The organism is Anabaena sp. CCY 9613, from assembly GCF_963920895.1.
In the GTDB taxonomy this organism is placed as follows: Bacteria; Cyanobacteriota; Cyanobacteriia; order Cyanobacteriales; family Nostocaceae; genus Cyanocohniella.
On sequence record NZ_CAWUDE010000005.1, the window covers coordinates 134,614 to 159,633 of the forward strand.

Below are 25,020 nucleotides of genomic sequence, written 5' to 3' on the forward strand. Positions count from 1 at the left end.
TTTGTCTAATAGGGAATATGGGCAAAGCTCCGGTGAGTTTACATCTAGAGAAAGTCACACCAGACCACGTTGAACTACTGTATACTCATCTGAGTGACCCAATCTTATATGAATATCTAGAAGATGAAATCCCGACTCTTGAGGAAATAAAGCACCAGTTTAAATTTGCTGCACTGGAAAAATCGCCAGATAACGATAGTATGATTTGGCTAAAGTGGGTGGCAATACTACCACCACACCAGTATGTGGGAATAGTCGAAATAGGTATTTTTGCTGACGCATACGCAGAAATAGGCTTCATGACTTTTGCCAACTTCCAGAAACAAGGATATGCGCCGATTTACTGTTCAAACGCCATCGCCCAAGCACAAGAACGCTTTAACTTGACTGCGCTGCACGCTTCAGTGAATGAGCAAAACTATGCCTCCCGTCAGGTACTGGAGAAGCTTGGTTTTAAGTTATACAATATTAATAAAAATGCAGAGTTGGTCAAGGATAAACTTGCCGATGAACTCATTTACCGTTTAACCTTTTCTCGTTGCGACTGAGAAACTGGAGTTGCGTAGAACAGACGGCCTCAAACTTGAAAATTAGTTTAATTTAGAATTTTGTTCCTAATTCCTAATCAACGTATTTTGAGGAATAATTTCCGTCACCACCCTATCGCCAGATTTGCCGCCTCTAACAACAATATTTTCTGTTTCCAGATTACCAACTGCTGTGTCACCTGTAAAATTTAATGGCGGGTCAATTTGACGATAAACAATATTGCCTTGGGCTTCTAATAATTTCTTGTCTAAATACCAAGTTAGTCTATTAGATTTCAGGGTTTGCTGACGCTGCCCTATAGCGTTAACATTACCTGTGACATTAACAATTTTTTGGGGTATTTTCATTTCGCCTTGGTTGGCGGTGACAGTAACATTTTCGGCACTCTGAACAATACGCACAGGCGAATTTGTAGCGACAGTTTCTGCGTTCATGTCCCAAGTCATCACGTCACTGGTGATTTGTGTTGGGGGGTCAGCTATATCTAATTGGCCATTTTTTTTAATTGTGGCAATTTTAGTTTTTAAGTTGACTTCGGCTGCGTCTCCTCGTCCCCGGTCGGTAATTTGATTGTTCTTGTAGCGGTCTATTTGGATGGGGCGATCGCCAATTAATTTTTCTTCTTGAATCTGCCAAATTAAATGCTCAGTTCGTAGTTGCATTTGGGGATCAGCAGAAGTTGCTACTACCCCACCAGAAAATTCCATGCGCTGTTCACGAGTTTTGACTCGTGCTTCTTGCGCCACGGCTTGTAGTTGTTTATGAGTCCCGTTTAATTGGTTACGGACAATCAATAAATCTTCTTCGGGGCGCCATTCTAATTCGTTACCCCGCAATACAATACCATTACTCGGATCTGTAGCGACTATATTACCTTGGAGAAATAACTGTTTAGCATCTTGTTTAATTTCTGCTTGTGCTGCTTTTATTTGGTAAATAGCTTTGCCATCTTGATATAGTTCACCATAAGGATTCTCCGCCTGACCAATTTGTTTTTCTTGAGTGTATGTAGCCTTTTTAGATTGCACTCTCCAAAGTGGTCGCCCTACTTCGTCTGCTTGTTCTAAGGTGACATCAAAAAAAGTTAAATTACTTTCTTGGGGAGATGAATCAGCATCATTTGATTGAGAAGCTGTGGGAGATCTACTCCCACAAGCAACTAACCCAATTATTAACAGAAAAATTAAAGGCAGGTAATACCAATTTGCTTTCAGTTTTAAGGAATTAAAAGATAACAATGAACAGAACTGAGGAAGACTTTGTTTGATCCCACTTGGTTTTGTCTCATTTCCTCTTAACTTCTTCCTGCCTTTTTGATAATTCATTAATCTTGGATTTCTAATTGTTCATCAGTTTCTCTGGGATCATCCAAAAAACCCATACTGGATAGCGGTCTGTATGGATAACTTTGGCGGGGGGTTTTTTGAATATCTTCTTTGATGGCTTCTAAATCAATATAGCGATCGCTAACATTAATTAAGCTGTCACTAGTCATGGAACGCAAACTCACTACCTCTACGCGCACACCGCGATAGCTGACGGAATTGACAGCATATGCCAAATCTCCATCACCACTGACCAAAACTGCGGTATCATAAGAATCTACTAAAGCCATCATATCTACGGCTATTTCGACATCGAGGTTGGCTTTTTTGGAACCATCAGGTAACTGCACTAAATCCTTAGCAATGACTCGATAGCCATTACGCCGCATCCACAACAGAAAACCTTGTTGCTTTTCGTTGGTTCTGTCTACTCCAGTGTAAAAGAAAGCCCGCAGTAGTCTAGAACCACCAGTCAGCCTACAAAGTAGCTTGGTGTAGTCAATCTCTATTCCTAGTTGCAACGCCGCATAAAATAGATTTGAACCATCAATGAATATAGCTACACGACCCCGATTCTCTAAAACTTGTTCCGGCGTAAATATCGAATCGCTTTCCAAATTATTCAACATTGTTGTCATACCTCATTTTTATTCTTGTTATTTTTGATACAAATTTCCGAATTTACATGCAATTTAGAACGGCTTATGATAGTGTTTCGGGGCTAATAGGTACTAGACCCCGATAAATTTTTTGAAGAAATAGAAATTGATGGAAAATTAAAAGAACTAATTGTTTTTTGGGGTTTCTATGCGCTTAAAAACAGGTTGGGGTGTACCCAACGATTGTTGATTGGTTAGTACTCCCCATTTTGCATGAGCAGCAAAAGGGGTAACCATTGCAGTTTTTATTTGATCATTAAAGTCGATTTCCCAGCCTATCTGCTGATAAATGGCACTACTGATATTGGGAATCACTGGGGACAGAAGATAAGCTGCTAGTCTAACAGATTCTAGAACTGCGTACAGTACTTTTTCTACTTCCTGCTGCTGTCCTTGTTTATATAGTGTCCAAGGTGCTTGGTCATCAATAAACTTATTGCTGGCCCGTACCACCAACAGAACCGCTTCGCAGGCTTCATTGAAAGCTAGCTTCTCATATGCTTGTTTTACCTGTTCCCCAAGACTTGAACCAATGGCTTTTAAGGGATTTTCATCATTAATGGCTTCATTGGCAATTGGCAATCCGTCAGCACAGTATTTCTTCACCATGTTTAAGGTGCGGTTTAGCAAATTACCTAAGTCATTAGCCAAATCTGCATTCAAAACATTAATGAACCTAACTTCATTAAAATCGCCATCTTTGCCAAATTCGATTTCCTTAAGGAAGTAATAACGAACGGCATCACTACCATAGCGCTCTACTAGGGTTATGGGATCGAGGGTGTTACCCAGTGATTTACCCATTTTTTGACCATCTTTGGTCAAAAAGCCATGCACAAATAACCTTTCTGGTAACGGTAAACCAGCTGAAAATAACATTGCTGGCCAGGAAATTGCATGGAAGCGAAGAATATCTTTACCAATCAGATGTAAGTTGATGGGCCACCAAGTTTCTAGCGCATTGGCTAAAGTCGCCTCAGCATCCGGTTCTAGTAATGCTGTTACGTACCCAAGTAGTGCATCAAACCACACATAAAGAGTATGTTGGGGATCAACTGGTACGGGAAAACCCCACTCTAAATTCACCCGCGAAATTGAAAAATCTTGTAACCCTTGCCCAATAAAGCTGAGAACTTCATTACGCCTACTTTCTGGCTGAATAAAATTTGGTTGAGATTGGTATAACTCTTCTAGTTGAGCTTGATATTTCGACAACCGAAAGAAGTAGTTTTTTTCGTCTCGCCACTCCACTTCCTTGTTAGTATGAATAGGACAGCGATTTCCCTCTAATAGTTCTCGTTCTTCCTTAAATTCTTCACAAGAGACGCAGTACCAGCCTTGCTGTTGTCCCATGTAGATGTCACCAGCGTCCCATAATCTCTGAAAAAATTCTTGGACGATGACTGCATGTCGGGAAGCTGTAGTCCGACTAAAGCGATCGTACTGAATATTTAATAGCTTCCATAAGCTGATAAAGCTGGGTACAATTTCATCGCAAAACTCTTGGGGTGCTTTTCCTAAACTCTCTGCTGAACGTTGAATTTTTTGTCCGTGTTCATCTGTGCCTGTAATTAGCAGTACCTGATGTCCTAACAATCGCTGAAACCTCGCCACCACGTCCGCAGCTATTGTTGTATAAGCACTACCAAGGTGAGGAACATCGTTTACGTAATATAACGGTGTTGTCAGAGAAAATGTCTTTTCCGTTTTATCCACAAGATTCATATAGAATAAAAAATCAAATTATAAAAACGTTTTCTATCTTACTTTTATTAGCAAAACCAAGCAATTATATAATAATACTCGTGGTTTTTTCAAATTACAGTTTAATATTAGCAAATTTCTCTGGATAATAATTCTTTTGTGATGTGTATAAATTGCAGTCATTTTTCCTCATAAGACAAAAATAGCCCCTAGTCATTTTTTCTAATGATTGTTATGACATTAATTGTGATAGAGAATACATAACTCAAAAAGCCTCAAACTAAGGTGTATTTGTGGCTAAAGTATTTCTACCTTAAGACGGTCATGGTATTAATAAAGAAATGTAAAAATTAAGTCAAGATACACAGCGATTTTTGTGGAAAAATATATTCATTAGGTATGATTCTTACTAGTCCTCTAGATATTTCCCGCTATTTTTTGGCAGCTTGTTCCACCCAAATGTTCCGCTATTACGAGGATCGGATTCCCCGAGATACTAGTATTTTGGTTGTGAGCAATCACCGCAGCTTTATGGATGCACTGGTTTTAATGGCGGCGTTATCGAGTCCGATTCGCTTTGCTTGCCATCACTACATGGGACAAGTGCCAGTCATGCGAGAAATTGTCACAGGACAATTGGGATGTTTTCCTTTAGAGAAAACTCAAAACCGCCAACAAAGCTTTTTTGAGCAGTCACAATTACTATTGCAGTCCCAGCAGATGGTAGGAGTGTTTCCGGAAGGAACTGCACCAATGGTGAAATTTACCCAGCCAGATGAAGTAGGTGCATTTCAACGAGGATTTGCCCATTTAGCGTTGCGAGCCTCTGTGCCAAACTTGGCAGTTTTACCAGTTGCCATAGCCTCTCTAGAAGAGGTGAATACTAATGGTTTTCCACTGCGATTGTTAAGTTTATTTGACCCCTCAGAACCTTTATTCAACCAATCTGGTTGGCATCCCTTGGTGATATATCGTCGGGTAGCTGTGTTAGTTGGTCGCCCTTATTGGATAACACCACAACATCATCAGAAATATCACGGTAAATTAGCGAAAAATGTTGCGGCTGAACTAACTCAACATTGTTACGACGAAATTGCTAGTTTACTGCTTGAAGGTTGTTATTAGATAATTGGATATTGTTTAAATGCCAACTACACTAGCTATAAAGGTAGATGTAAGCTGATTGTTGTGTTGACAATCAAGTAATATTGATGAAGATAAAATTTTTTTACCAGTGAGTGTTATTAAATGTATTCGTCTTAACCCCCGGACAACCTAAATTAGTGTCTTGGTTGATCTTAACTAGAGCTATATTTAACTCTTTCAGCGATATATGACGCGGTTTTTAGCACTCACGTTATGATTTTATCAGAATTTTGACAGCAATGTAGCGATTAAGCCATTATGCGATCGCTGTTGCCCAATATGCGATTTTCCTACAAGCCACTTGATAAAACCAGGAAACTAAATTTAAATTTAACAATGTCAGACGTTGAGCTAAATCCGTGTTTTCTTACTCCCAACCGAGTACAACCAGATTATCCACTGTTTGTGTATCTACCAGGCTTGGATGGAACTGGTCAACTGTTGCGATCGCAAACTGCCGGCTTAGAACTTGGTTTTGATGTTCGCTGTTTAGCGATCCCCAGGCAAGACCTCACTACCTGGGATGTATTGACTAACAATGTTTTGAACTTGATTCATGCCGAATTAGAAAAAAGCTCCCAAAGACCAATCTACTTGTGTGGTGAGTCATTTGGAGGTTGTTTGGCGATGAAAGTCGCTACCAAAGCACCACAGTTATTTAAGAGGATTATTCTTATTAATCCAGCTTCTGCCTTTCATCTCCGTCCTGGGTTAGTTTGGACATCACAACTGACTTACTTTGTGCCGGAATGCCTATATGATATTGGTGCTTTGGGGTTATTGCCCTTTCTTGCATCCTTAGCACGCATTCCCCGTAACATTCGCTATGAACTGCTAAAAACCATGCGTTCTGTACCCCCAGCCACTGTTACCTGGAGGTTATCACTGTTAAAGGAATTTTATGTAGCTGAAGAACAGTTACATCGATTGGCTCAATCAGTTTTGCTGATTGCTGGTGCAAGCGATCGCCTCTTACCTTCTGTAAATGAAGCTAGACGTTTAGTAAATATTTTACCCAATGCCAAGGTAGTAGTGCTACCCGACTGTGGACATGCCTGCTTATTAGAAAAAGATATTAATCTCTATAAAATCTTACGGGAGCATCAGTTCTTAGAAAGCCAATTGCCAGCAGTTAAGGAGTTGGAAACCAGGGGATGAGGAAGTGGGAAATACAGGAAAACCATTGCTAAATCTACCCACCATTTTCATAATTTGCCCTTTTTGGAAGATGTGTAGCTACCCTCATTTTCGCTAAAACCTAAAGCATAGGTTTTTAAGATGGTGCCACAAATGGCAGATAAAATTCCCAAAAAAATAGAGGTGAAACAAGCAGATAATTCACCCACAGAAAAAGACAATCAATCTGTTATCGAGTCTTTAGCTAAAACTGTAGGTGATGTGGGCGGAGCAATTACTCATACCGCAGCCGCAACGGGCAAGATAGTTTTAGCTACATCTATTGATGCGGGAGTTGTCGCTGCTAAACAAACACATAAATTAATTGAGCAAGCAACCCAAACCACAGGCGATGTCATCAACCACATTAGCGAAAATTGGTTTATTAGAAAACTAACCGGGGTGTTAAATCTCAATTGGCTGATTGGCCCCAGCGAAAGTGTTGATTTAGAAAAAGCAGCAGCTTCAGTAAACAAGCTCAAACAAAAATATCCTCATGAATCGCCTAGTCAAATTGCCCACCGGATTATGGTAGACAAAGCTACTAAAGCAGGTGGGATTGGACTGGCAAGTAGTATCTTACCGGGAGTAGCAGCGGCGTTGTTGGCTATTGATTTAGCAGCGACGACGAAAATTCAGTCAGAAATGCTCTACCAAATTGCCGCCGCTTATGGACTAGATTTAAAAGACTCTAGCCGTAAAGGTGAAGTGTTGGCAATTTTTGGTTTGGGTTTAGGTGGTGGACGGTTATTACGTGTGGCAGGATTAGGCTTGTTGCGAAATGTGCCTTTTGCCGGTGCGGCTATCGCCACTAGTTCCAATGCCACTATGATTTATTCCTTGGGATATGCAGCTTGTCGCTTTTATGAAGCCAAACTAGATGACTCGATTTCCCTGGATTCTCCAGAGACATTAGCCAAGTTACAAGCACAAAGTGACAAGTATCTAGAAACTGCCATTGCCCAAGAAGCCATCATGGATCAAATTTTAGTGCAGTTAATCCTTGATAGCCATCCAGAGAAAACCTGGGAAGACCTTTTACCAGAGTTGCAAGCAGCCAACATGAGCGAGACATCATTAGAAGCGATCGCCCAAAATATCAAATCACCCCAGCCTTTAGAAAAGCTGATAAATCAACTCAATCCTGATTTTAAAGTTCCTTTACGAGCGCGGTGTGAAAAAATTGTCCAACTCAAACAACTCAATCCCGATGTTGTCAAGCCGTTATTAGCGCAGTGCGAAAAAATTGCCCAACTTGACGACCGTAGTTAAAATTTTGACCCTTTCACCTACAGAGGTTAGGGTCTTGCTAATTAAGGATGTATAAGCAAAGAAAAAATTTTAAGCAATACTGGTACAAGTAGGAAAATTTAAATTAAAGTTCCCAAAATGAAAATTCAACCTAGTGATACGCCTTTGCTAGAGTGGGCAGGCGATAGTTTGGCTATTGGATTATTTGAAGATGCCGTAGAGTTAACAGGTGAATTAACAACTTTAAATGAGAAGTTGTCTGGACTCTTAAAAGATCTGATTGCCGAAGAAGAATTTACAGGAAAAGCCTACAGCACAATCTTCACCCGTGTTAGTGCAGGCGGCCCAATTCGGAAAATAATTTTGGTAGGTTTGGGGAAACCCGATGCTTTAAAATTAGAAACTCTACGACGTGCTGCTGCTGCTGTAGCAAGAGCGGCCAAAAAGCAAAAAAGTAAAAGTTTAGGCTTTAGTTTCCCACTGTGGAATAATGATCCCGCCGCCACAGCCCAAGCCATCGCCGAAGGTACACAACTAGCCCTTTATCAAGACACACGCTTTAAATCGGAACCAGAAGATAAAGGGGCAAAACTGGAAACTATAGATTTACTGGGATTTAGTGGCCAAGAAGCAGCCATTACCCGCGCCAATCAAATTGTTTCTGGAGTAATTTTAGCTAGGCAATTGGTAGCCGCACCAGCCAACGAAGTCACACCCATTACCTTGGCAGAAACAGCCCAGGCGATCGCCTCTGAACACAATATTCAAGTAGCAATTTTAGAACGCGAAGACTGTGAAAAACTAGGCATGGGTGCATTTTTAGGAGTTGCCCAAGCTTCCGATTTACCGCCAAAATTCATTCATCTCACCTATAAACCAGAAGGAACACCCAAACGCAAATTAGCAATAATTGGGAAAGGATTAACCTTCGATTCCGGTGGCTTGAACATTAAAGGTGCTGGCAGTGGCATCGAAACCATGAAAATGGATATGGGAGGCGCAGCTACCACCTTAGGTGCAGCCAAAGCCATTGCCCAAATCAAGCCAGATGTAGAAGTTCACTTTATCTCAGCCGCTACCGAAAACATGATTAGCGGTCACGCTATGCACCCAGGTGACATCTTAAAAGCATCAAATGGCAAAACTATCGAAGTCAACAACACCGATGCTGAAGGGCGTTTAACCTTAGCTGATGCCTTAGTCTTTGCCGAAAAATTACAAGTAGATGCGATCGTTGATTTAGCCACCCTCACAGGTGCGTGCATCATTGCCTTGGGAGATGATATTGGCGGTTTGTTTACACAAGACGACACCGTAGCTACCCAATTAGAGAAAGCCGCCGAAAATGCTGGGGAAAAAGTCTGGCGGATGCCAATGGAAGAAAAATATTTTGAAGGCTTAAAATCTGGCATTGCCGACATGAAAAACACCGGGCCACGTGCTGGTGGTTCCATTACTGCGGCTTTATTTCTCAAACAGTTCGTCAAAGAAACTCCTTGGGCGCACCTAGACATAGCTGGCCCAGTGTGGACAGATAAAGAAAACGGTTACAACAGCCCAGGCGCCACAGGTTACGGTGTGCGAACACTCGTTCATTGGGTGTTAGGAGAGTAGAGGCTAGAGGCTAAAGGCTAAAGGCTAGGGGAAAGAGAAAGTTTAGTTACTAGCCTCAATTCTTTCCCCCTGCTCCCCTGCTTCTTCCCCCCATTCCTTGATAATTCGTGCTATCTTGAGCTTGCTACTAAAACTTGTTGCAATAGTGACAAGAGTAATACGGTAGTGAAAAACTTCCGGTTTTTAAGCAAAGCCATCTGGTAAAATTTGTAAGGTTTCTAGTAGCTCTAAGCAATGGGATCGACTTGCGTACGGATAGCAATTGACGCAATGGGAGGGGATCATGCACCCGGTGAAATAGTTGCTGGCGCACTGCGCGCAAGTGAAGAATTGGGTGTAAAAGTCTTATTGGTTGGTGATCCCCAACAAATTGCAGCTGCCTTGCCGCCAAAAACTAACTTGGCGCAGGTGGAGATCGTTCCTGCTGAGGAAGCGATCGCAATGGATGAGGAGCCTTTGAATGCAGTTAGACGCAAACGCAAGGCTTCGATCAATGTGGCGATGGATTTGGTGAAGCAGCAGCAAGCAGACGCTGTGTTTTCTGCGGGGCACTCAGGGGCAGCTATGGCATCAGCGTTGCTCCGCTTAGGAAGATTATCAGGAATTGACCGCCCAGCCATTGGCACGGTTTTTCCCACCATCAAGGCTGGCAAACCAGTATTAATACTTGATGTCGGCGCAAATGTAGACTGCCGTCCTAAGTTTTTAGAGCAGTTTGCTGTGATGGGGTCAACTTATAGCCAGTATGTTTTGGGTACAAGCAAACCCAAAGTAGGTTTGTTGAATATTGGCGAAGAAGACACGAAAGGTAATGAAATAGCTCTGCGCGCCCATCAACTGCTACGGGAAAATTCCCATATTAATTTTATTGGTAATGCTGAAGGGCGTGATGTCCTTTCTGGTGAATTTGATGTGATTGTCTGCGATGGTTTTGTGGGCAATGTGTTATTAAAATTTGCCGAAGCAGTCGGCGAAGTGATTCTGCAAATCTTACGGGAAGAATTACCCCAAGGATTGCACGGTCAAATTGGTACGGCAATTTTAAAACCTAACCTCAAACGCGTTAAGCAACGCATGGATCACGCAGAACATGGTGGTGCATTGCTTTTAGGCGTTGCCGGAGTTTGTTTTATTGGTCACGGTAGCTCTCAAGCTCCCTCTATTTTTAATGCAATTCGCATGGCTAAAGAAGCTGTAGATAATCAGGTACTGCAAAGACTCCAGTCCCAATATGAAGTCCTACAGCAAGAAAGCGGTTAGCAATTAGCCACAAAACTAGCGATCAATAGCTGGAGAAAAGTCATTGGTCAATGGGAAAATGACTAATGGCTGATGACTAATGACCAATGACTAAAAGCTGATAGCTTGGGAGACTAGGAGTGGAGAATTTAGGCATAGCATTTACCGGCAGCGGCTCGGCAGTACCAAAAACTTATCTCGATAACCAGGCACTCACTGAATTAGTGGAAACTTCAGATGAGTGGATTACCACAAGAACGGGTATTCGTCAACGGTGTTTAGCACTGCCATCAGAGTCTTTAAAAACATTGGCATCTGATGCTGGTAGTCAGGCGATCGCAGCTGCTGGCATTAAAGCAACTGACCTGGATTTAATTTTATTAGCGACATCCACCCCTGATGATTTATTTGGTAGTGCTTGTCAAGTTCAAGCCGAGCTAGGAGCAACGAAAGCTGTAGCGTTTGATTTAACAGCAGCCTGCTCTGGTTTTGTGTTTGGGTTAGTAACCGCAGCCCAATACATTAGAACAGGAGTTTTTCAAAATGTACTGCTGATAGGAGCGGATATCCTCTCTCGCTGGGTAGATTGGCAAGACCGACGTACTTGCATATTGTTTGGTGATGGCGCTGGGGCGGTAGTTTTACAAGCAAATAAAAGCGATCGCTTGTTAGGATTTGCCATCAAAAGTGACGGCACACAAAATAATTCCCTGAATTTGTCTTATACGGGTGCAGCCCAAGAAATCATCCCCGGCGTAGAAATTACCAAAGGTACATACCAGCCCATCACCATGAACGGTCAAGAAGTATACCGCTTCGCCGTGCAAAAAGTCCCAGAAATTATTGATAAAGCCTTATTTCAAGCTAATCTCAGCGTTGATCAAGTAGATTGGTTACTATTGCATCAAGCCAATCAACGGATTCTCGATGCCGTTGCCCAACGCTTAAATATTCCAGACCACAAAGTTATCAGTAATCTTGCCAATTACGGTAATACCTCCGCCGCCTCCATTCCCCTAGCGTTAGATGAAGCCGTGAGACAAGGCAAAATCAAACCTCACGAAATTATCGCCGCATCTGGCTTTGGTGCTGGTTTGACTTGGGGCGCAGCCATCTTTCAATGGGGCCGTTAGGGACTGGGAAACCCCTTTTGGGGAAATCAAAAATCAAAAGTCAAAAACAATTCATTGTGACTTTACTCCCCACTCCCCATTACCCCTTATCCCCAGAGGGGGCCCCGAGTTCCCCAATCCCGTCTTTCACAATGACAAATGATCAATGACTAAAACTGCATGGGTGTTTCCCGGACAAGGTTCTCAAGCCATAGGAATGGGAATAGATTTATTAGATATACCTACCGCTAAAGACAAATTTGCCCAAGCCGAAGCAATTTTAGGCTGGTCGGTAACAGAATTATGTCAAAGCGCAGAAGAAAAATTATCACAGACGCTGTATACACAGCCCAGTCTGTATGTGGTAGAAAGCATTTTAGCAGACTTGTGCCGGGAACGGGGACACAAACCAGATATAGTTGCTGGTCACAGCTTGGGTGAATATATTGCCCTTTACATTGCAGGTGTCTTTGAATGGTCGGCTGGGTTACATCTAGTCAAGCGTCGTGCTGAACTGATGGATAGTGCAGCAGGCGGAATGATGGCGGCTTTGATGAACTTTGATCGTGAACAGTTAGAAACAGTTCTTACCCAGACACCAGATGCAGTGTTGGCAAATGATAACAGTCCGGCTCAGGTGGTTATCTCTGGTACTCCTGAAGCTGTAAGATCTGTTATGTCTCAAGTTAAGGCCAAACGTGCTATACCCTTAAAAACCTCTGGTGCATTTCATTCCCCCTTGATGGCGGCGGCTTCTGCGGAATTCCAAGACATTCTCGAATCAATAGAATTTCAGCCAGCTGTGATACCAGTATTATCCAATGTAGATCCGTTGCCATCTACTGATGCCAAAATTATCAAACAGCGCCTCAGCCAACAAATGACAGGTTCCGTCCGCTGGCGAGAAATTTCTCTGCAATTACCCACACATGGCATTGAACAAGTAGTAGAAATTGGCCCTGGTAATGTGCTAACTAATTTAATTAAACGTACCAGTCCAGACTTAACCTTAAAAAACATCCGTAATGCTGCTGAATTGCCAGAATAGAGAATAGGGACTCCCAATGCCCATTGCCCCTGATCCCCAGAGGTGTCCCCGATTTCTCCATTTGCCCTGATCCCCAGAGGAACCCCAGTTCCCCATCTCCTATCCCCCTATGAATAAAAGCCGCGAACCTATAATTAGTCTGACACTCTACCGCGCTTTTAAGTGGTCGATTGTCAGCCCTATGTTTCATACATACTTTCGGGGGCGAATTTATGGGGTCGAAAATGTCCCGCAATCACAGCCTTTGGTGGTAGTGAGTAATCATGCAAGTTACTTTGATCCGCCGATAGTCTCTAGTTGTGTACGTCGTCCTGTGGCATACATGGCGAAAGAAGAGTTATTTGAAGTCCCAGTTTTGGCACAAGCAATTAAATTATATGGTGCTTACCCAGTAAGTCGGGGTAGTGCCGATCGCAATACTATTCGTTCAGCCCTGGAGTATATGGAAAATGGTTGGGCTGTAGGTGTGTTCTTAGAAGGTACGCGCACCCCAGATGGTAGGATAAGAGATCCTAAAAGGGGCGCAGCACTGTTAGCAGCCAAGGCAAAAGTGCCATTATTGCCAGTGAGTGTATGGGGTTCTGAGAAAATATTACAAAAAGGCTCGGCTATACCTCATGCAGTTCCCTTAACTGTGAGAATCGGTCAATTAATTGACCCTCCTAGTTCTACAAATAAGGAAAAATTGCAGGCTGTGACACAACAATGTGCGACAGCAATTAATCAACTGCATGATTTAGGCCGCTAAAAAATATACTTTAGGAGGGTAGCGATCGCCACTTGGTTTTTATATGCTGAGAGTTAGACTTGATGTTTACATCAACTGCTAGGTATAGTTCAAGCCTACTGTCCCTGTCCCTCAAAAGTATAAGATCGCAAATTAGTAAATAATACTTTGTTTTATTACTCAGAGTAAAGTACAAAAACCTGATGTCGTCAGGTTTTTTTTGATTCTTCTAATTAATAATTAAAAATTAATATGAGCGGCTTTAAAGCTAAAAATGTTTGGGATAGATTGAATAATTCCGCATTAGTCCGCTTTCTACTATTGGTAGCTTCTGGTTGGGCAATTACACAGCTTTTAGCTTACTTTGAAGCAGTGATAGTTATTTTCACATTCGCTGCTATTTTAGCTTTTTTACTCAGCTATCCTGTAGAATGGCTGCGGCATTTTGTCCCTCACAGCATAGCAGTGATTGTAGTTTTCTTAATTAGTATAGTTATTATTGGTAGTTTAATCATCACCATAAGTTTAGCGGTGATATCTCAAGGACAACAATTAATCGATAGTATTTCCGTATTTTTAAGCTCTTTAATTCCTATATTAGAAAGAATTGAACACTTGCTACGTAATCGAAATTTGCAGATAGATTTAACTATAATTGAAGAACAATTGCGAAATCAAGCTATTTCAACTTTAGTGACTATTTTAGCTATATTACAACAAATATTAACTAATTTTGTGACTTTTATATTAATTGCAGTCGTAGCATTTTTTATGCTTTTGGATGGCGAAAAACTTTGGCATCTGCTTATTAAAATAGTTCCCCAACAACGACGTAATAAATTTACTAATATAATTAGACGCAACTTTTTAGGATTTTTTAGAGGACAGCTATTATTAACATTATTTCTCACAAGTTCTACTTTCCTCGTTTTCTCAATATTAAGAGTCCCTTTTACATTACTATTGTCTTTAATAGTAGGAATCCTAGATATCATTCCAGGTATAGGAGCTACATTAGGCGTCGGTGCAGTTACATTGATTGTGTTATCGCAAAATGTCTGGTTAGCCTTAAAAGTATTAGCAGCATGTATCATACTCCAACAAATTCAAGATAACTTGTTAGCACCGCGAATTATGCAAGGTGCGCTCAATCTTAATCCTGTGGTAGTATTTTTTGCTTTATTAATTGGTGCGAGAGTAGCAGGCTTACTAGGAATTTTTATCTCTATTCCCATTACTGGAGTAATTGTTTCTTTGTTTGAGATTGATGAAATGAAAGCCGAAGTTTAGCATATCTATTTCTTTCTGTATGCCCTTATTCGCTATGCAAATCTCAATACACAACCGCGGTAAAAAATAGTCCAAAGAAATTTATCTAAGTGGTAAAATCGGCCCTAGACGAATCAAGATGAGTAATCATGTCGGATTTAAGAACAGAACTAAGCACCAATCTAGATGAAGCTGCGTGGGAGTGGCTAATTCCTCATGTGCAAAGGGACGCAGTGATTGTAGTAGCATCAGACCTAGACTTGCTTGATGTAGGAGTAGCGATCGCTAGTGATAATATTTCATCTGTGCAACAATGGATAGATCAGCAATTAATGGCTAAACCTTCAAACACACAAGTGGGAAACTGGAATAGCGATCGCACTAAAAAATTTCACACACTCATCCTCCAACCCTATGTCTTAGTGCAAGAAATGGCAGCTTAAGATATATGAGAGACGGCCAAGGGGTCGTCTCTGTTAGGCAATTTTGACTTGTGAATTTTACTTTCCCCGCCGCAGTACCAGTCTCTTATCTGTTTTTACTCTGATCTGCACCCGTGTAACCAGTAGCTACCCAAAGTAAAGCTCTCGCTCCATCACGGATAGACTTTTCCACCGGTTCATGTGCGTTGTTTGAAGGTACTGGTACAGGTTGAAAATAAATACCCCGACTACCCAAAACTATCTCACCAACCACGCGAGCGCGGCGCATATGGAACTCTGACGTCACCAAATAAATACTCTTAATACCGCGAGCTTGCAAATCATCTACCAAACTAGTGAAGTTGGTCACAGTATCAACTGCTTCATAATCCAAATGTAAGCGTTTGGTATCCACTCCAGCCTTAGCAAACACATTTTGAGTAGATTGAGGTGGGCTACCACCAGAAATCCAAATTGGTAAATTTGGATGCTCACGCGCAAAATCGGCTGTAAATTTCTCTCTTTCTAAATGTGACGTAGAACCACCCAAGACTAATACTGCTTGGGGTTGCACATGCTCGTTTTGCGATTCTTGATATCCCAACCACATCAGCAGTGGTAGGGCAAAAACCATAAACCGAAATGAGTGACCTGTAAACAATATATTCTTCAAGGCTCTATAGTTAGGTCTGCTGAGTCCGAGATTTTCTATGAAAAAAGATAAACAACTATGTAGGTTAGCAGATTTATTCAAAATCTACCTTAATTTGAACAAATTTTTTATAGAAATGCTCTTAATTAAATTTTTTTCTGAAGACGGGACTGGTGCGGCTCGAACGCACGGCCTGTCGCTTAGGAGGCGACCGCTCTATCCAACTGAGCTACAGCCCCAACAATAAAGCACATTCTATCATAGCAACAGTTTTAACTATGGTGCCAAGAATTATCCCAAGAACCACCGCCTACTTCTAAGCCACAAAGATCGCTGTGTGCTTTGAGGATTGTTTGAGATCTTATGCCATTTAATTTTCGTAACTCTAAATCTAATCTGCCTTGCATCGTATCCCGACAACAGAAGACTAAACCATTTGCTGTAGGCGCCCGTAGAGGCGTCCCAGGTAAAGGTGTAGTTCCTGTCAATTCAATCTCATAGTTTAAGTTTCTGGCGCGCATTTGCCATCTACCCCAAGGCTGAATATCCCACTCTACTTTGGAGTTCCAGGGAACAAACTCATAAAACTTGCCTTGATAATGCAAGCCAATCATGGCCACAGATTCCATCCACCACAACACACCACGCTTACCACCGCCAGCCGTTAATGCCAAATCGGGTTCGTTATCAAAGCTATTACAATTTATCCAAAACCATTTTTGGGGAAAAGCACCACCCCAGTTTTTCTCTCCGTAAGCTGGAACGTTGGTAAATTCATAAATTTTCCCATTCCAATCAATCCAGCCACTGGCCCAGCCGTGAGCCATCAAAATTTGCCATCCAGGTTCAAAAATCTGCAAAAAAGATAACCAACCGGCGGTTGATTGCTGAATGCTGTTTTGATTACCCCAGTAGTATACTGGCTGAATTTCATACAACCAACGGCAATAATTACCCGTGGCTGGGTCACGAATCTCGCCTTGATTTAAGGTGGCTGTAGCTTGATAACCTTCTTGAACATAGCGTTCAAATTCTGCGGGAAGGAGATACAAAGGTTGGGTGTTGAGGTCCGTTTTACCCCAATGACCCAACCCTAAGCGATCGCTACTACCCCAAAATTTGTTGACATCACCAAAGGTACGGCAGATATATTCATCATTTGGCCCTAAAACTTGGGCTGCACCACCGCTATAATATTGACCACCAATGGGGTCTTCGATAGAGTACATAAAGGCGAAGGTTTGTCCACATTCAGGCAAAGTTACACGATAATACCAACCTTCAAAGAAGCGGCGACTACTGCCATCCCAATGGTATCCACTATGTGGAGTTTGTTGAAACTGAAGAAAATTTACGGGAATAGTTAACATAGATGTATATAGTTGCCTATTGCTTACAGTATGCGCGATTACCTCGATATCAATCATGCTTATGAAATTTTAGGACTAAAACCTGGTGCATCCCAGGGACAGGTAAAGCAAGCTTACCGTAAGCTGGTAAAAATTTGGCATCCTGATCGCTTTGCTGATCCGCAACAAAAACAGCAAGCCGAGGAAAAAATCAAAGAGATTAATGTAGCTTACAACAAATTAAAGTCTGAACAGCCAACTGTTGAAAGTACACACTCATCTGCTCCTAGTTCTACTTCCCCAAGCCATGCTTCCCCACCTCAAGTCAATATATCCGTTAATCGTTGGGATGCAGAAACTTTTTATAATTTGGGAGTTGAGAATGCTTCTAGTGGCAGATATGAAGAAGCGATCGCAGATTTTACCAGAGCTATTCGTCTCCATCCTCGCTACATTGAAGCCTACAAATATCGGGGTTTTGTCTGTTCTCAATTAGGATACGAATATCGAGCTAGTTCTGATTTAAGAAAAGCTGAAGAGTTAGAACATGGCGGGAGAACTATTAGAACTTCAGCATCGTCAACCTCCAGTCGGGTATACCGATCAAAACCTGGATTTTTTATCAAAACATGGTGTCGAAAAATCAAAAATTTTTGGAAATTCAAAAGAATTATTTGATAAATTCATTTGGCATCCTCCTATGGACTGAATTAACAAACCAAAACTTACCCAAATTTTCCCGCCGTACTTGAATTGATAGGCAAGTCATACTTGTAACCGATGGCAACTAGGACAAAAACCTGATGAAATAAAAATGGTGTTGCCTATACTGGAGTAATGACAGACCGCGTTTTAATACTTGGTGGAAGAGGGCGCATTGGTAGCAGTGTGGCCCAAGATCTAGCTACCCATACCCAGGCACAAATTACCATCACTGGACGTTCCCCAGAGATAGGTAGGAGTGTCAGCGCTTCTTTGGGTGAGCAAGTAGAGTTTTTAATGTTGGACTTGGCAGAAATTGATAAATTAAGAGAGGCGATCGCTAACTCTAATTTAGTCATCCACTGTGCCGGACCATTTCACTACCGAGATACCAATGTTCTCCAAATCTGCATAGAACAAGGTGTTAACTATCTAGATGTCAGTGACCACCGTTCTTATACCAGCAAAGCCCTAAATTATCACGAACAAGCAGTGGCGGCTGGGGTCACAGCAATTATTAATACTGGCATTTTTCCGGGAATTTCTAACAGCATGGTACGTCAGTGCGTCGAGCAATTCGATCAACCAGAAAAAATCCATCTCAGTTATTTAGTATCAGGTTCTGGTGGTGCTGGCGTTACAGTCATGCGGACAACTTTTTTAGGATTGCAACGTCCTTTTGAAGCTTGGATAGATGGCAAATGGCAGATGGTCAAGCCTTATAGTGAAAGAGAAATCGTTGATTTTCCTTCTCCCTATAAACAAAGTGGAGTTTACTGGTTTGATATGCCAGAAACTTTTACCATGCCCCATACCTTCCCTTCAGTTCAAAGTGTAATTACTAAGTTTGGTTCCATCCCCGATTTTTATAATCACCTAACTTGGATTGCCGCACATGTTTTTCCCAAATGGTTAATGCAACGTCGTTACATGATTGAATTTTTGTCTCGTGTTAGTCATTCGATGACAGATGTTACTAACAATTTCAGTGGGATTGGCGTAGCAGTCCGTTCAGAAGTTACAGGGAAAAAAAATGGTGCAACAGCCGTTTATTGTTCAACTTTAATACATGAAAATACAGCAGTAGCTTCTGGTTGTGGTACAGGTAGCATTGCCCAACTTTTATTAGAAGGCAAACTCAAAAAACCAGGCGTTGCACCTGTAGAGGAAGTACTACCCACAGATTTATTTATCCAAGCTATGCACAGCCGAGGAATTGAAATGAATCACGATTGGTTGTCAAAACCACCGCTACATGCAGACAAGATTTAATTTACCTACTCCCTAGTCTGATAGCGAATACTAAAAATGATTGACCCCGATGACTTTGATGATGACTTGGACTTTGAAGATGAAGAAGTCTTAAAAGTAAAGCGCATCAGCGAAATGACCGAAGGAGAGAAGTTGCAGCGCTTTAAGCGATTTTTTGATAGCAGCAGTCGTGCTATGTTGCAAGACTGTCTATTTCGCATTGAAAATTATGAAGATGGTACAGGCACATTAGAAATTCTTTGCCCCAACGAATCTGTACAACAACGTTTATACAGAAAAAAACGTAAAATTACCAACAATATCAACACCTGTTGGAGCCATATCCGATGGTTTTCTTTATGTATTGAGCAAGATGGTAAATTGTATTGCCATAAGTATACACGTAATGGTGATTTAGTCTTAAGTTATACTAATTCTTAATTACGCCTTTTCTGGTAAAGCTACGCGTCAAGATGAGCTATACGTCTTCGGCCAAGACTGCATGAAGGCTGTAAGCACAGCTATAACCCAGGCTGAACTAATTTGTAATGAGAAAGTCAGATTTAATCATGTGGGCGTTCAATCATGCCCCATGCCTCATGTCCTATGCCTAAAAAACAGAAATTCCCTTATTTAGTTGGTTCTAAGTGGACAGCCCAAATAAAAGTAGACGGCTGGAGACATTTCCAAGTTGTGAATCGCAAAAATCAGAGTAAATGGGTCTATGCCGAAATGGTTGCTGCTTGTGACCCTAATGTTCGCTTTTGGCTCAATGCCAAGTTATTACAAGATAACTCCCAGTGGCAAGCTGGCTGGCAATCACTACAAGAAATCGAAGCACAAACATCTGATGTGTAAATTTAATAATTTATTACAAACGAATTACTAAAGTCTGAAATTCAAACCCTGAAATAGTTTTTGCATTAAATTACATCTTTCAATACATCTGTTGTAGAAATTTACATTAGTAGATTCAGTATTGGGTGGCTATCACTGCACAGCGGAATTAAAAAGCCGAAAGGCTTACATAACATGCTTTTCAGTTATTTATCAGGGTCATTATATTGACATATTGCAGTACTATTCTGTGTCTCGCATCTGCAAGGTAGCCCATTTACCTTGGGATTAGCCTGGCTCAAAGTAATTTACATTGATCAAAACTATATACAAAAGTACATACGGCATTTTTGTCTTTTGTAACTTTTTTTATATAAAAAGTATATAAATAAACTATTTAAGGTTTATTTATTCATATTTATGCTTTTTGACTATATTTTTATATTCAATTGTAAAAATAATCTTTAAATTTCTTAATTTATACATTTTTCATATTTAAACCCCCTTTCTTTTCTATGTAATTTCGACAATAATGACAATCACAGACTTCGCACATCGCCATCGCAGGTTAGGTGAAGGCAAAAGCTTGATCCACGAGTTTGACAAAGAACTATAAGAGGCAAACAACAGTGAAACTAGCAGTTTACGGAAAAGGTGGTATTGGTAAATCCACAACTAGCTGTAATATCTCCGTCGCCCTAGCCAAACGCGGCAAAAAAGTCTTGCAAATTGGTTGTGACCCCAAACATGACAGCACCTTCACACTCACTGGGTTTTTAATTCCGACAATTATTGATACTCTTCAAGAAAAGGACTACCACTACGAAGACGTTTGGCCAGAAGACGTAATTTACAAAGGCTTTGGTGGTGTAGATTGCGTAGAAGCTGGTGGTCCACCTGCGGGTGCTGGATGTGGCGGCTACGTAGTTGGCGAAACAGTAAAATTACTGAAAGAGCTTAACGCCTTTGATGAGTACGACGTTATTTTGTTTGACGTACTTGGTGACGTTGTTTGTGGTGGTTTTGCAGCACCACTCAACTATGCAGATTACTGCATGATTGTTACTGACAATGGCTTTGATGCTTTGTTTGCTGCCAATCGAATTGCTGCATCAGTGCGGGAAAAAGCTCGGACTCACCCACTGCGTCTCGCTGGTTTAATTGGCAACCGTACTTCTAAGCGCGACTTGATCGACAAATACATAGAAGCCGTCCCCATGCCAGTTTTGGAAGTATTACCTTTAATTGAAGACATCCGTGTTTCCCGCGTCAAGGGTAAAACTTTGTTTGAGATGGCTGAGTCTGACCCATCTCTGAGCTACGTTTGTGATTATTATCTCAACATTGCTGACCAAATTCTGGCACGTCCTGAAGGAGTAGTGCCAAACGACTCACCAGATCGTGAATTGTTCTCTTTGTTGTCCGATTTTTATCTAAATCCGGGTAAACCCCAGGTTCCTAATTCGGAAGAGGAACTAGACTTGATGATTGTATAACATCATCTAGTTTTCGGGATGAGGAGCAATATGGCTTTCTTTAATAGCTTTACAGATTCAATAAGACAGAAGTGGTTGCAGTTTTTCCAGGCCAACCATGAATGGATTACGCTGCATATGAAATCGGAATCAGTGTACACCCCGGACGGCGGGAAGCGACCACCTTCATACCTCATCCTGGGCGTTGTCAACGCGCTGGAACCTAAGTTAGCGCAGTTAATGATGCCTTTTTCCAGATTAAATCCTGACGCCGATACCTTGATTGAAGTGCTGGATTTGCATTTTGACCCAGACATTGCTCTTGGTAACCGTTTCATTCCTCCAGTGGTAACAGAAGAGATTAATGAATACGAGTCACAAGTGGGCATGGATGAAAACTCCGAAGATGAAACTTTGGCGATTTCTCACACCAATGGCTTTGGGATGGATTCTGATCTGCAAACCCTAGTATTGGGCGCATCCCAGGAAAGCCAAAATGGCCTGGGTGACATTTCCTCATCTCATGGTCACGCCAACGATGAGTCGCACCAACAGCCTAGTTCCGAAGTAGACGATTTTGGTGATATTTCCTTTGAAGCACCAATTGCAACCGAGGAAAAGCTGAATGAGCAAATGCTTGATGATCTGAATACACCTGACGAGAATGCGTTTCGTGACGTATTGTCAGATGTCTGGGGCGATGAAACCGCATTGCAAAAGAGTGAAGAAAATAACGATTTTTTAGGGGAAGAACTGCCGTCTGGAGTTTTTGATGAATCAGAGATTGCCCGTCTCTTCCCCAATGCTTAATGATTGCCGTTCCTGTTGAATGTAGGGATTGCTGACCGGTGACATGTGCCACAAACTACGGTAATCAGGGGGTAAATGATCTCCCCCTGATGCCTGCCCTATATTCACCTGCCGTTAAATAACAAGGGGAGAAAAATTAAAATGACTATCGCTCAACAACCAGAAGCTTTAAACTTTGAGTGTGAAACTGGTAATTACCACACCTTTTGCCCCATTAGCTGCGTGGCGTGGTTGTACCAAAAAATCGAAGATAGCTTCTTTTTGGTGATTGGCACCAAGACTTGCGGGTACTTCCTGCAAAATGCGATGGGGGTAATGATTTTTGCTGAACCTCGCTATGCAATGGCAGAGTTGGAAGAGGGAGATATTTCGGCACAGCTGAATGATTATGATGAATTAAAGCGGTTGTGTCTACAAATTAAGCGCGATCGCAACCCTAGCGTTATCGTCTGGATTGGTACCTGCACCACCGAAATTATTAAAACTGACTTGGAAGGTTTAGCACCAAAGCTGGAATCAGATATTGGTATACCCATCGTTGTTGCCCGCGCAAATGGTCTAGATTACGCCTTTACCCAGGGTGAAGATACCGTTTTGGCTGCAATGGCTAATCGCTGTCCTACTCATGCCCCTGCGGCGGAAACAGAAACAGAAAAGAGCGATCGCAATGCTATTCAAAAGCTGCTCAACTTCGGTAAAAAGAAAGAAGAAGTTGTGCAAGATGAATCTGAGTATATAGATCATCCACCCCTGGTTCTCTTCGGTTCTTTACCTGATCCTGTGGTTACGCAGTTAACCTTAGAACTGAAAAAACACGGCGTTAAAGTTTCTGGTTGGTTACCGGCGAAGCGCTTCACCGAACTGCCTGTGATTGAAGAAGGATATTATGTTGCTGGTGTGAATCCCTTCCTCAGCCGCACTGCAACTACTTTAATGCGTCGCCGCAAGTGTAAACTCATTGGCGCACCGTTCCCCATTGGCCCTGATGGTACTCGCGCTTGGATTGAGAAAATCTGCTCTGTGTTTGGTATTACTCCCAAAGGATTGGATGAGCGTGAGGCGCAAATTTGGGAAGGTTTAGAAGAGTATGTGAAACTGATTCGCGGTAAGTCTGTGTTTTTCATGGGTGATAACTTGTTGGAAATCTCCCAAGCGCGGTTCTTAGTACGCTGTGGAATGATAGTTCAAGAAATCGGCATTCCTTACATGGATAAGCGCTATCAAGCTGCTGAGTTGGCGCTGTTAGAAAAGACTTGTCACGAAATGGGTGTACCCCTACCGAAGATTGTGGAGAAGCCGGATAATTACAATCAACTGCAACGGATTTATGAATCGAAGCCAGATTTAGTAATTACTGGTATGGCTCATGCTAATCCATTGGAAGCACGAGGAATAAATACTAAGTGGTCGGTGGAGTTCACTTTTGCTCAAATTCACGGTTTTACTAATGCGCGTGACATTCTAGAGTTGGTGACTCGTCCGCTACGTCGGAATAATAATTTGAAGGATTTGGGTTGGGATAAGTTGGTCAGGGAAGAAGCGAAGATTTAAGTTTTAGGTTTTTTTCGGCAATATTGGGCGAACAAGTGTTCGCCTTTTTTTTACGTTCGCGTAGCGTGCGCGCAGTGCATACCGCCAAGACACGCGCGCGCAGCGATGCCCGTAAGGGCTGTAGAACGCCAAGCAAGAGAAGTTTCAAGTTGTCAGATCTAGGGGTTGAGAAGGCATTATATACATTAATTCAGCGCCGTCTGGTTTCATTTCTGTGGATGGAGTAAGTTTTAGCCAGTCGTGGAAACTGATTCCTAGTTGTGCGATCGCTTGGATTTCTGTCTGGTAAGATTCAAATCGGCGATTTGAGTATGTCTCATCAACTGGTATTTTTTCTCTGTGTTCTCTGTGACTCTGTGGTTAGTTAAAAAGAGCGATCGCTCAAACACCAAACGAATCAGATATAGTGAAATTAAAGAAAATATGAGAGCTAATAGTAATTATGCTTAGTGGAATTAAACAAAAAACGATTGTAGGTAAAGATGGCAAAATTGAACTGTCTACAACAGAATTACCAGAAGGTGCAGTAGTAGAAGTGATTGTGCTAGTAGAAGCACCTACTGAAGAAGATGAAACTACCTATCTTCTAAAATCAGAAGCTAACAAACAACATTTACTCAAAGCTTTAGAAAACGTAGAAAAAGGAAATTTAATATATGTTGATTTAGATGAATATGAAAAAGATTGCATTTGAACCAGAAGCTTTTGAAGAATTTATTCAATGGGCGACAGAAGACAAAAAAATTTTCAAAAAAATATTGGCATTAATTAAAGATATACAGAGAGATGCTTTTTCAGGTATAGGTAAACCAGAAGCATTGAAATATGAACTTCAAGGTTACTGGTCAAGACGTATTTCAGATGAACATAGATTAGTTTACAGAGTAGAGGAAGATTTATTAATTATTTTGTCTTGTAAATATCATTATGACTAATACACCTCTTGCAAAATTCCTAATTTTTGCGTTCTTCTTTGCGTCTTTGCGCGAGCTTTTCATAACATCCTCAACAACGCGACAATATTTATGTAAAAAGTCTAATATTTAATCAGAGAAAGCCTGTTAAAAAGCGATATCCAAGCTCACAAAAAGCCTGGGTATCGCCAAAGATGAAATAAGATTGTAAGTTACCAACAAATTAGAAACTAAGGTA

The 25,020-nt window shown here is 41.5% G+C and carries 25 protein-coding genes and 1 tRNA gene; 20 read left to right on the top strand and 6 right to left on the bottom strand.

Translation table 11 applies throughout. From position 1 onward, the window contains the following. The first annotated feature begins 17 nt into the window (after positions 1–17). On the top strand, positions 18–548 hold the full coding sequence (locus ACM0OT_RS07750; RefSeq protein WP_414563820.1) for a GNAT family N-acetyltransferase: 531 nt from the start codon (positions 18–20) through the stop codon (positions 546–548). 66 nt (positions 549–614) lie between these two features. On the opposite strand, the gene lptC is transcribed toward ACM0OT_RS07750, so the two are convergent. The 3 genes from lptC to metG form a co-directional block, all read right to left on the bottom strand. Further along, on the bottom strand, positions 615–1,874 hold the full coding sequence (lptC, locus tag ACM0OT_RS07755) for an LPS export ABC transporter periplasmic protein LptC (protein ID WP_414563821.1): 1,260 nt from the start codon (positions 1,872–1,874) through the stop codon (positions 615–617). Next, positions 1,874–2,503 (bottom strand): NYN domain-containing protein, encoded by a 630-nt coding sequence (locus ACM0OT_RS07760; protein ID WP_414546322.1) that lies wholly within the window; start codon positions 2,501–2,503, stop codon positions 1,874–1,876. The genes lptC and ACM0OT_RS07760 overlap by 1 nt, the downstream gene beginning before the upstream one ends. A gap of 156 nt (positions 2,504–2,659) precedes the next feature. Then, positions 2,660–4,258: a methionine--tRNA ligase gene (gene metG, locus ACM0OT_RS07765; protein ID WP_414563822.1), complete on the bottom strand. Its 1,599-nt coding sequence runs from the start codon at positions 4,256–4,258 to the stop codon at positions 2,660–2,662. Positions 4,259–4,636: 378 nt separating this feature from the next. Here metG and ACM0OT_RS07770 point away from each other — a divergent pair, with 378 nt between their 5' ends. From ACM0OT_RS07770 to ACM0OT_RS07815, 10 genes are all read left to right on the top strand, one after another. After that, on the top strand, positions 4,637–5,362 hold the full coding sequence (locus tag ACM0OT_RS07770) for a lysophospholipid acyltransferase family protein (RefSeq protein WP_414563823.1): 726 nt from the start codon (positions 4,637–4,639) through the stop codon (positions 5,360–5,362). A 357-nt stretch (positions 5,363–5,719) separates the two neighbouring features. Next, positions 5,720–6,541 carry an alpha/beta fold hydrolase gene (locus tag ACM0OT_RS07775; RefSeq protein WP_414563824.1) on the top strand — a complete coding sequence of 274 codons (822 nt, stop codon included), beginning with the start codon at positions 5,720–5,722 and terminating at the stop codon, positions 6,539–6,541. A gap of 132 nt (positions 6,542–6,673) precedes the next feature. Continuing rightward, on the top strand, positions 6,674–7,831 hold the full coding sequence (locus ACM0OT_RS07780; protein ID WP_414563825.1) for a hypothetical protein: 1,158 nt from the start codon (positions 6,674–6,676) through the stop codon (positions 7,829–7,831). A 117-nt stretch (positions 7,832–7,948) separates the two neighbouring features. After that, entirely contained in the window at positions 7,949–9,424 is a 1,476-nt protein-coding gene (locus tag ACM0OT_RS07785) for a leucyl aminopeptidase (RefSeq protein ID WP_414563826.1), read from the top strand. A gap of 234 nt (positions 9,425–9,658) precedes the next feature. Then, positions 9,659–10,684 (top strand): phosphate acyltransferase PlsX, encoded by a 1,026-nt coding sequence (gene plsX, locus ACM0OT_RS07790; RefSeq protein ID WP_414563827.1) that lies wholly within the window; start codon positions 9,659–9,661, stop codon positions 10,682–10,684. Between the two features lie 119 nt (positions 10,685–10,803). Beyond that, positions 10,804–11,796 (top strand): beta-ketoacyl-ACP synthase 3, encoded by a 993-nt coding sequence (locus tag ACM0OT_RS07795; RefSeq protein WP_414542535.1) that lies wholly within the window; start codon positions 10,804–10,806, stop codon positions 11,794–11,796. 145 nt (positions 11,797–11,941) lie between these two features. Beyond that, positions 11,942–12,823: an ACP S-malonyltransferase gene (fabD, locus tag ACM0OT_RS07800; RefSeq protein WP_414563828.1), complete on the top strand. Its 882-nt coding sequence runs from the start codon at positions 11,942–11,944 to the stop codon at positions 12,821–12,823. Between the two features lie 109 nt (positions 12,824–12,932). Then, positions 12,933–13,571: a lysophospholipid acyltransferase family protein gene (locus tag ACM0OT_RS07805; RefSeq protein WP_414563829.1), complete on the top strand. Its 639-nt coding sequence runs from the start codon at positions 12,933–12,935 to the stop codon at positions 13,569–13,571. A 231-nt stretch (positions 13,572–13,802) separates the two neighbouring features. Continuing rightward, positions 13,803–14,840: an AI-2E family transporter gene (locus ACM0OT_RS07810; protein ID WP_414563830.1), complete on the top strand. Its 1,038-nt coding sequence runs from the start codon at positions 13,803–13,805 to the stop codon at positions 14,838–14,840. 128 nt (positions 14,841–14,968) lie between these two features. Further along, on the top strand, positions 14,969–15,262 hold the full coding sequence (locus tag ACM0OT_RS07815; RefSeq protein WP_414563831.1) for a DUF2288 domain-containing protein: 294 nt from the start codon (positions 14,969–14,971) through the stop codon (positions 15,260–15,262). An 85-nt stretch (positions 15,263–15,347) separates the two neighbouring features. On the opposite strand, the gene ACM0OT_RS07820 is transcribed toward ACM0OT_RS07815, so the two are convergent. The 3 genes from ACM0OT_RS07820 to ACM0OT_RS07830 all read right to left on the bottom strand — a co-directional run bounded on the left by ACM0OT_RS07820 (position 15,348) and on the right by ACM0OT_RS07830 (position 17,263). Beyond that, on the bottom strand, positions 15,348–15,875 hold the full coding sequence (locus ACM0OT_RS07820) for a YdcF family protein (RefSeq protein WP_414563832.1): 528 nt from the start codon (positions 15,873–15,875) through the stop codon (positions 15,348–15,350). Positions 15,876–16,058: 183 nt separating this feature from the next. Further along, a tRNA-Arg gene (locus ACM0OT_RS07825) sits at positions 16,059–16,132 on the bottom strand. Positions 16,133–16,165: 33 nt separating this feature from the next. Beyond that, positions 16,166–17,263, bottom strand: coding sequence for a tocopherol cyclase family protein (locus ACM0OT_RS07830; RefSeq protein ID WP_414563833.1), 1,098 nt, complete (start codon positions 17,261–17,263; stop codon positions 16,166–16,168). A 30-nt stretch (positions 17,264–17,293) separates the two neighbouring features. Between ACM0OT_RS07830 and ACM0OT_RS07835 the strand changes: the two genes are divergently transcribed. From ACM0OT_RS07835 to ACM0OT_RS07875, 9 genes are all read left to right on the top strand, one after another. Beyond that, entirely contained in the window at positions 17,294–17,920 is a 627-nt protein-coding gene (locus ACM0OT_RS07835) for a J domain-containing protein (RefSeq protein ID WP_414563959.1), read from the top strand. A 159-nt stretch (positions 17,921–18,079) separates the two neighbouring features. Then, positions 18,080–19,216, top strand: coding sequence for a saccharopine dehydrogenase family protein (locus ACM0OT_RS07840; protein WP_414563834.1), 1,137 nt, complete (start codon positions 18,080–18,082; stop codon positions 19,214–19,216). 36 nt (positions 19,217–19,252) lie between these two features. Then, the gene (locus ACM0OT_RS07845; RefSeq protein WP_414563835.1) at positions 19,253–19,636 is read left to right on the top strand and encodes a hypothetical protein; all 384 of its coding nucleotides are present in this window, start codon (positions 19,253–19,255) and stop codon (positions 19,634–19,636) included. A gap of 165 nt (positions 19,637–19,801) precedes the next feature. Beyond that, entirely contained in the window at positions 19,802–20,053 is a 252-nt protein-coding gene (locus ACM0OT_RS07850) for a TIGR02450 family Trp-rich protein (protein WP_414563836.1), read from the top strand. Positions 20,054–20,661: 608 nt separating this feature from the next. Then, entirely contained in the window at positions 20,662–21,528 is an 867-nt protein-coding gene (gene bchL / locus ACM0OT_RS07855; protein WP_414542525.1) for a ferredoxin:protochlorophyllide reductase (ATP-dependent) iron-sulfur ATP-binding protein, read from the top strand. Positions 21,529–21,558: 30 nt separating this feature from the next. Beyond that, a complete protein-coding gene (locus tag ACM0OT_RS07860; protein ID WP_414563837.1) occupies positions 21,559–22,317 on the top strand; it encodes a DUF5331 domain-containing protein in 759 nt (252 codons plus the stop codon). Positions 22,318–22,458: 141 nt separating this feature from the next. Continuing rightward, on the top strand, positions 22,459–23,868 hold the full coding sequence (locus ACM0OT_RS07865; RefSeq protein ID WP_414542523.1) for a ferredoxin:protochlorophyllide reductase (ATP-dependent) subunit N: 1,410 nt from the start codon (positions 22,459–22,461) through the stop codon (positions 23,866–23,868). Between the two features lie 442 nt (positions 23,869–24,310). Further along, positions 24,311–24,562, top strand: coding sequence for a hypothetical protein (locus ACM0OT_RS07870; RefSeq protein WP_414563838.1), 252 nt, complete (start codon positions 24,311–24,313; stop codon positions 24,560–24,562). Further along, on the top strand, positions 24,543–24,803 hold the full coding sequence (locus ACM0OT_RS07875; RefSeq protein ID WP_414563839.1) for a Txe/YoeB family addiction module toxin: 261 nt from the start codon (positions 24,543–24,545) through the stop codon (positions 24,801–24,803). The genes ACM0OT_RS07870 and ACM0OT_RS07875 overlap by 20 nt, the downstream gene beginning before the upstream one ends. Positions 24,804–25,020: the final 217 nt, after the last annotated feature.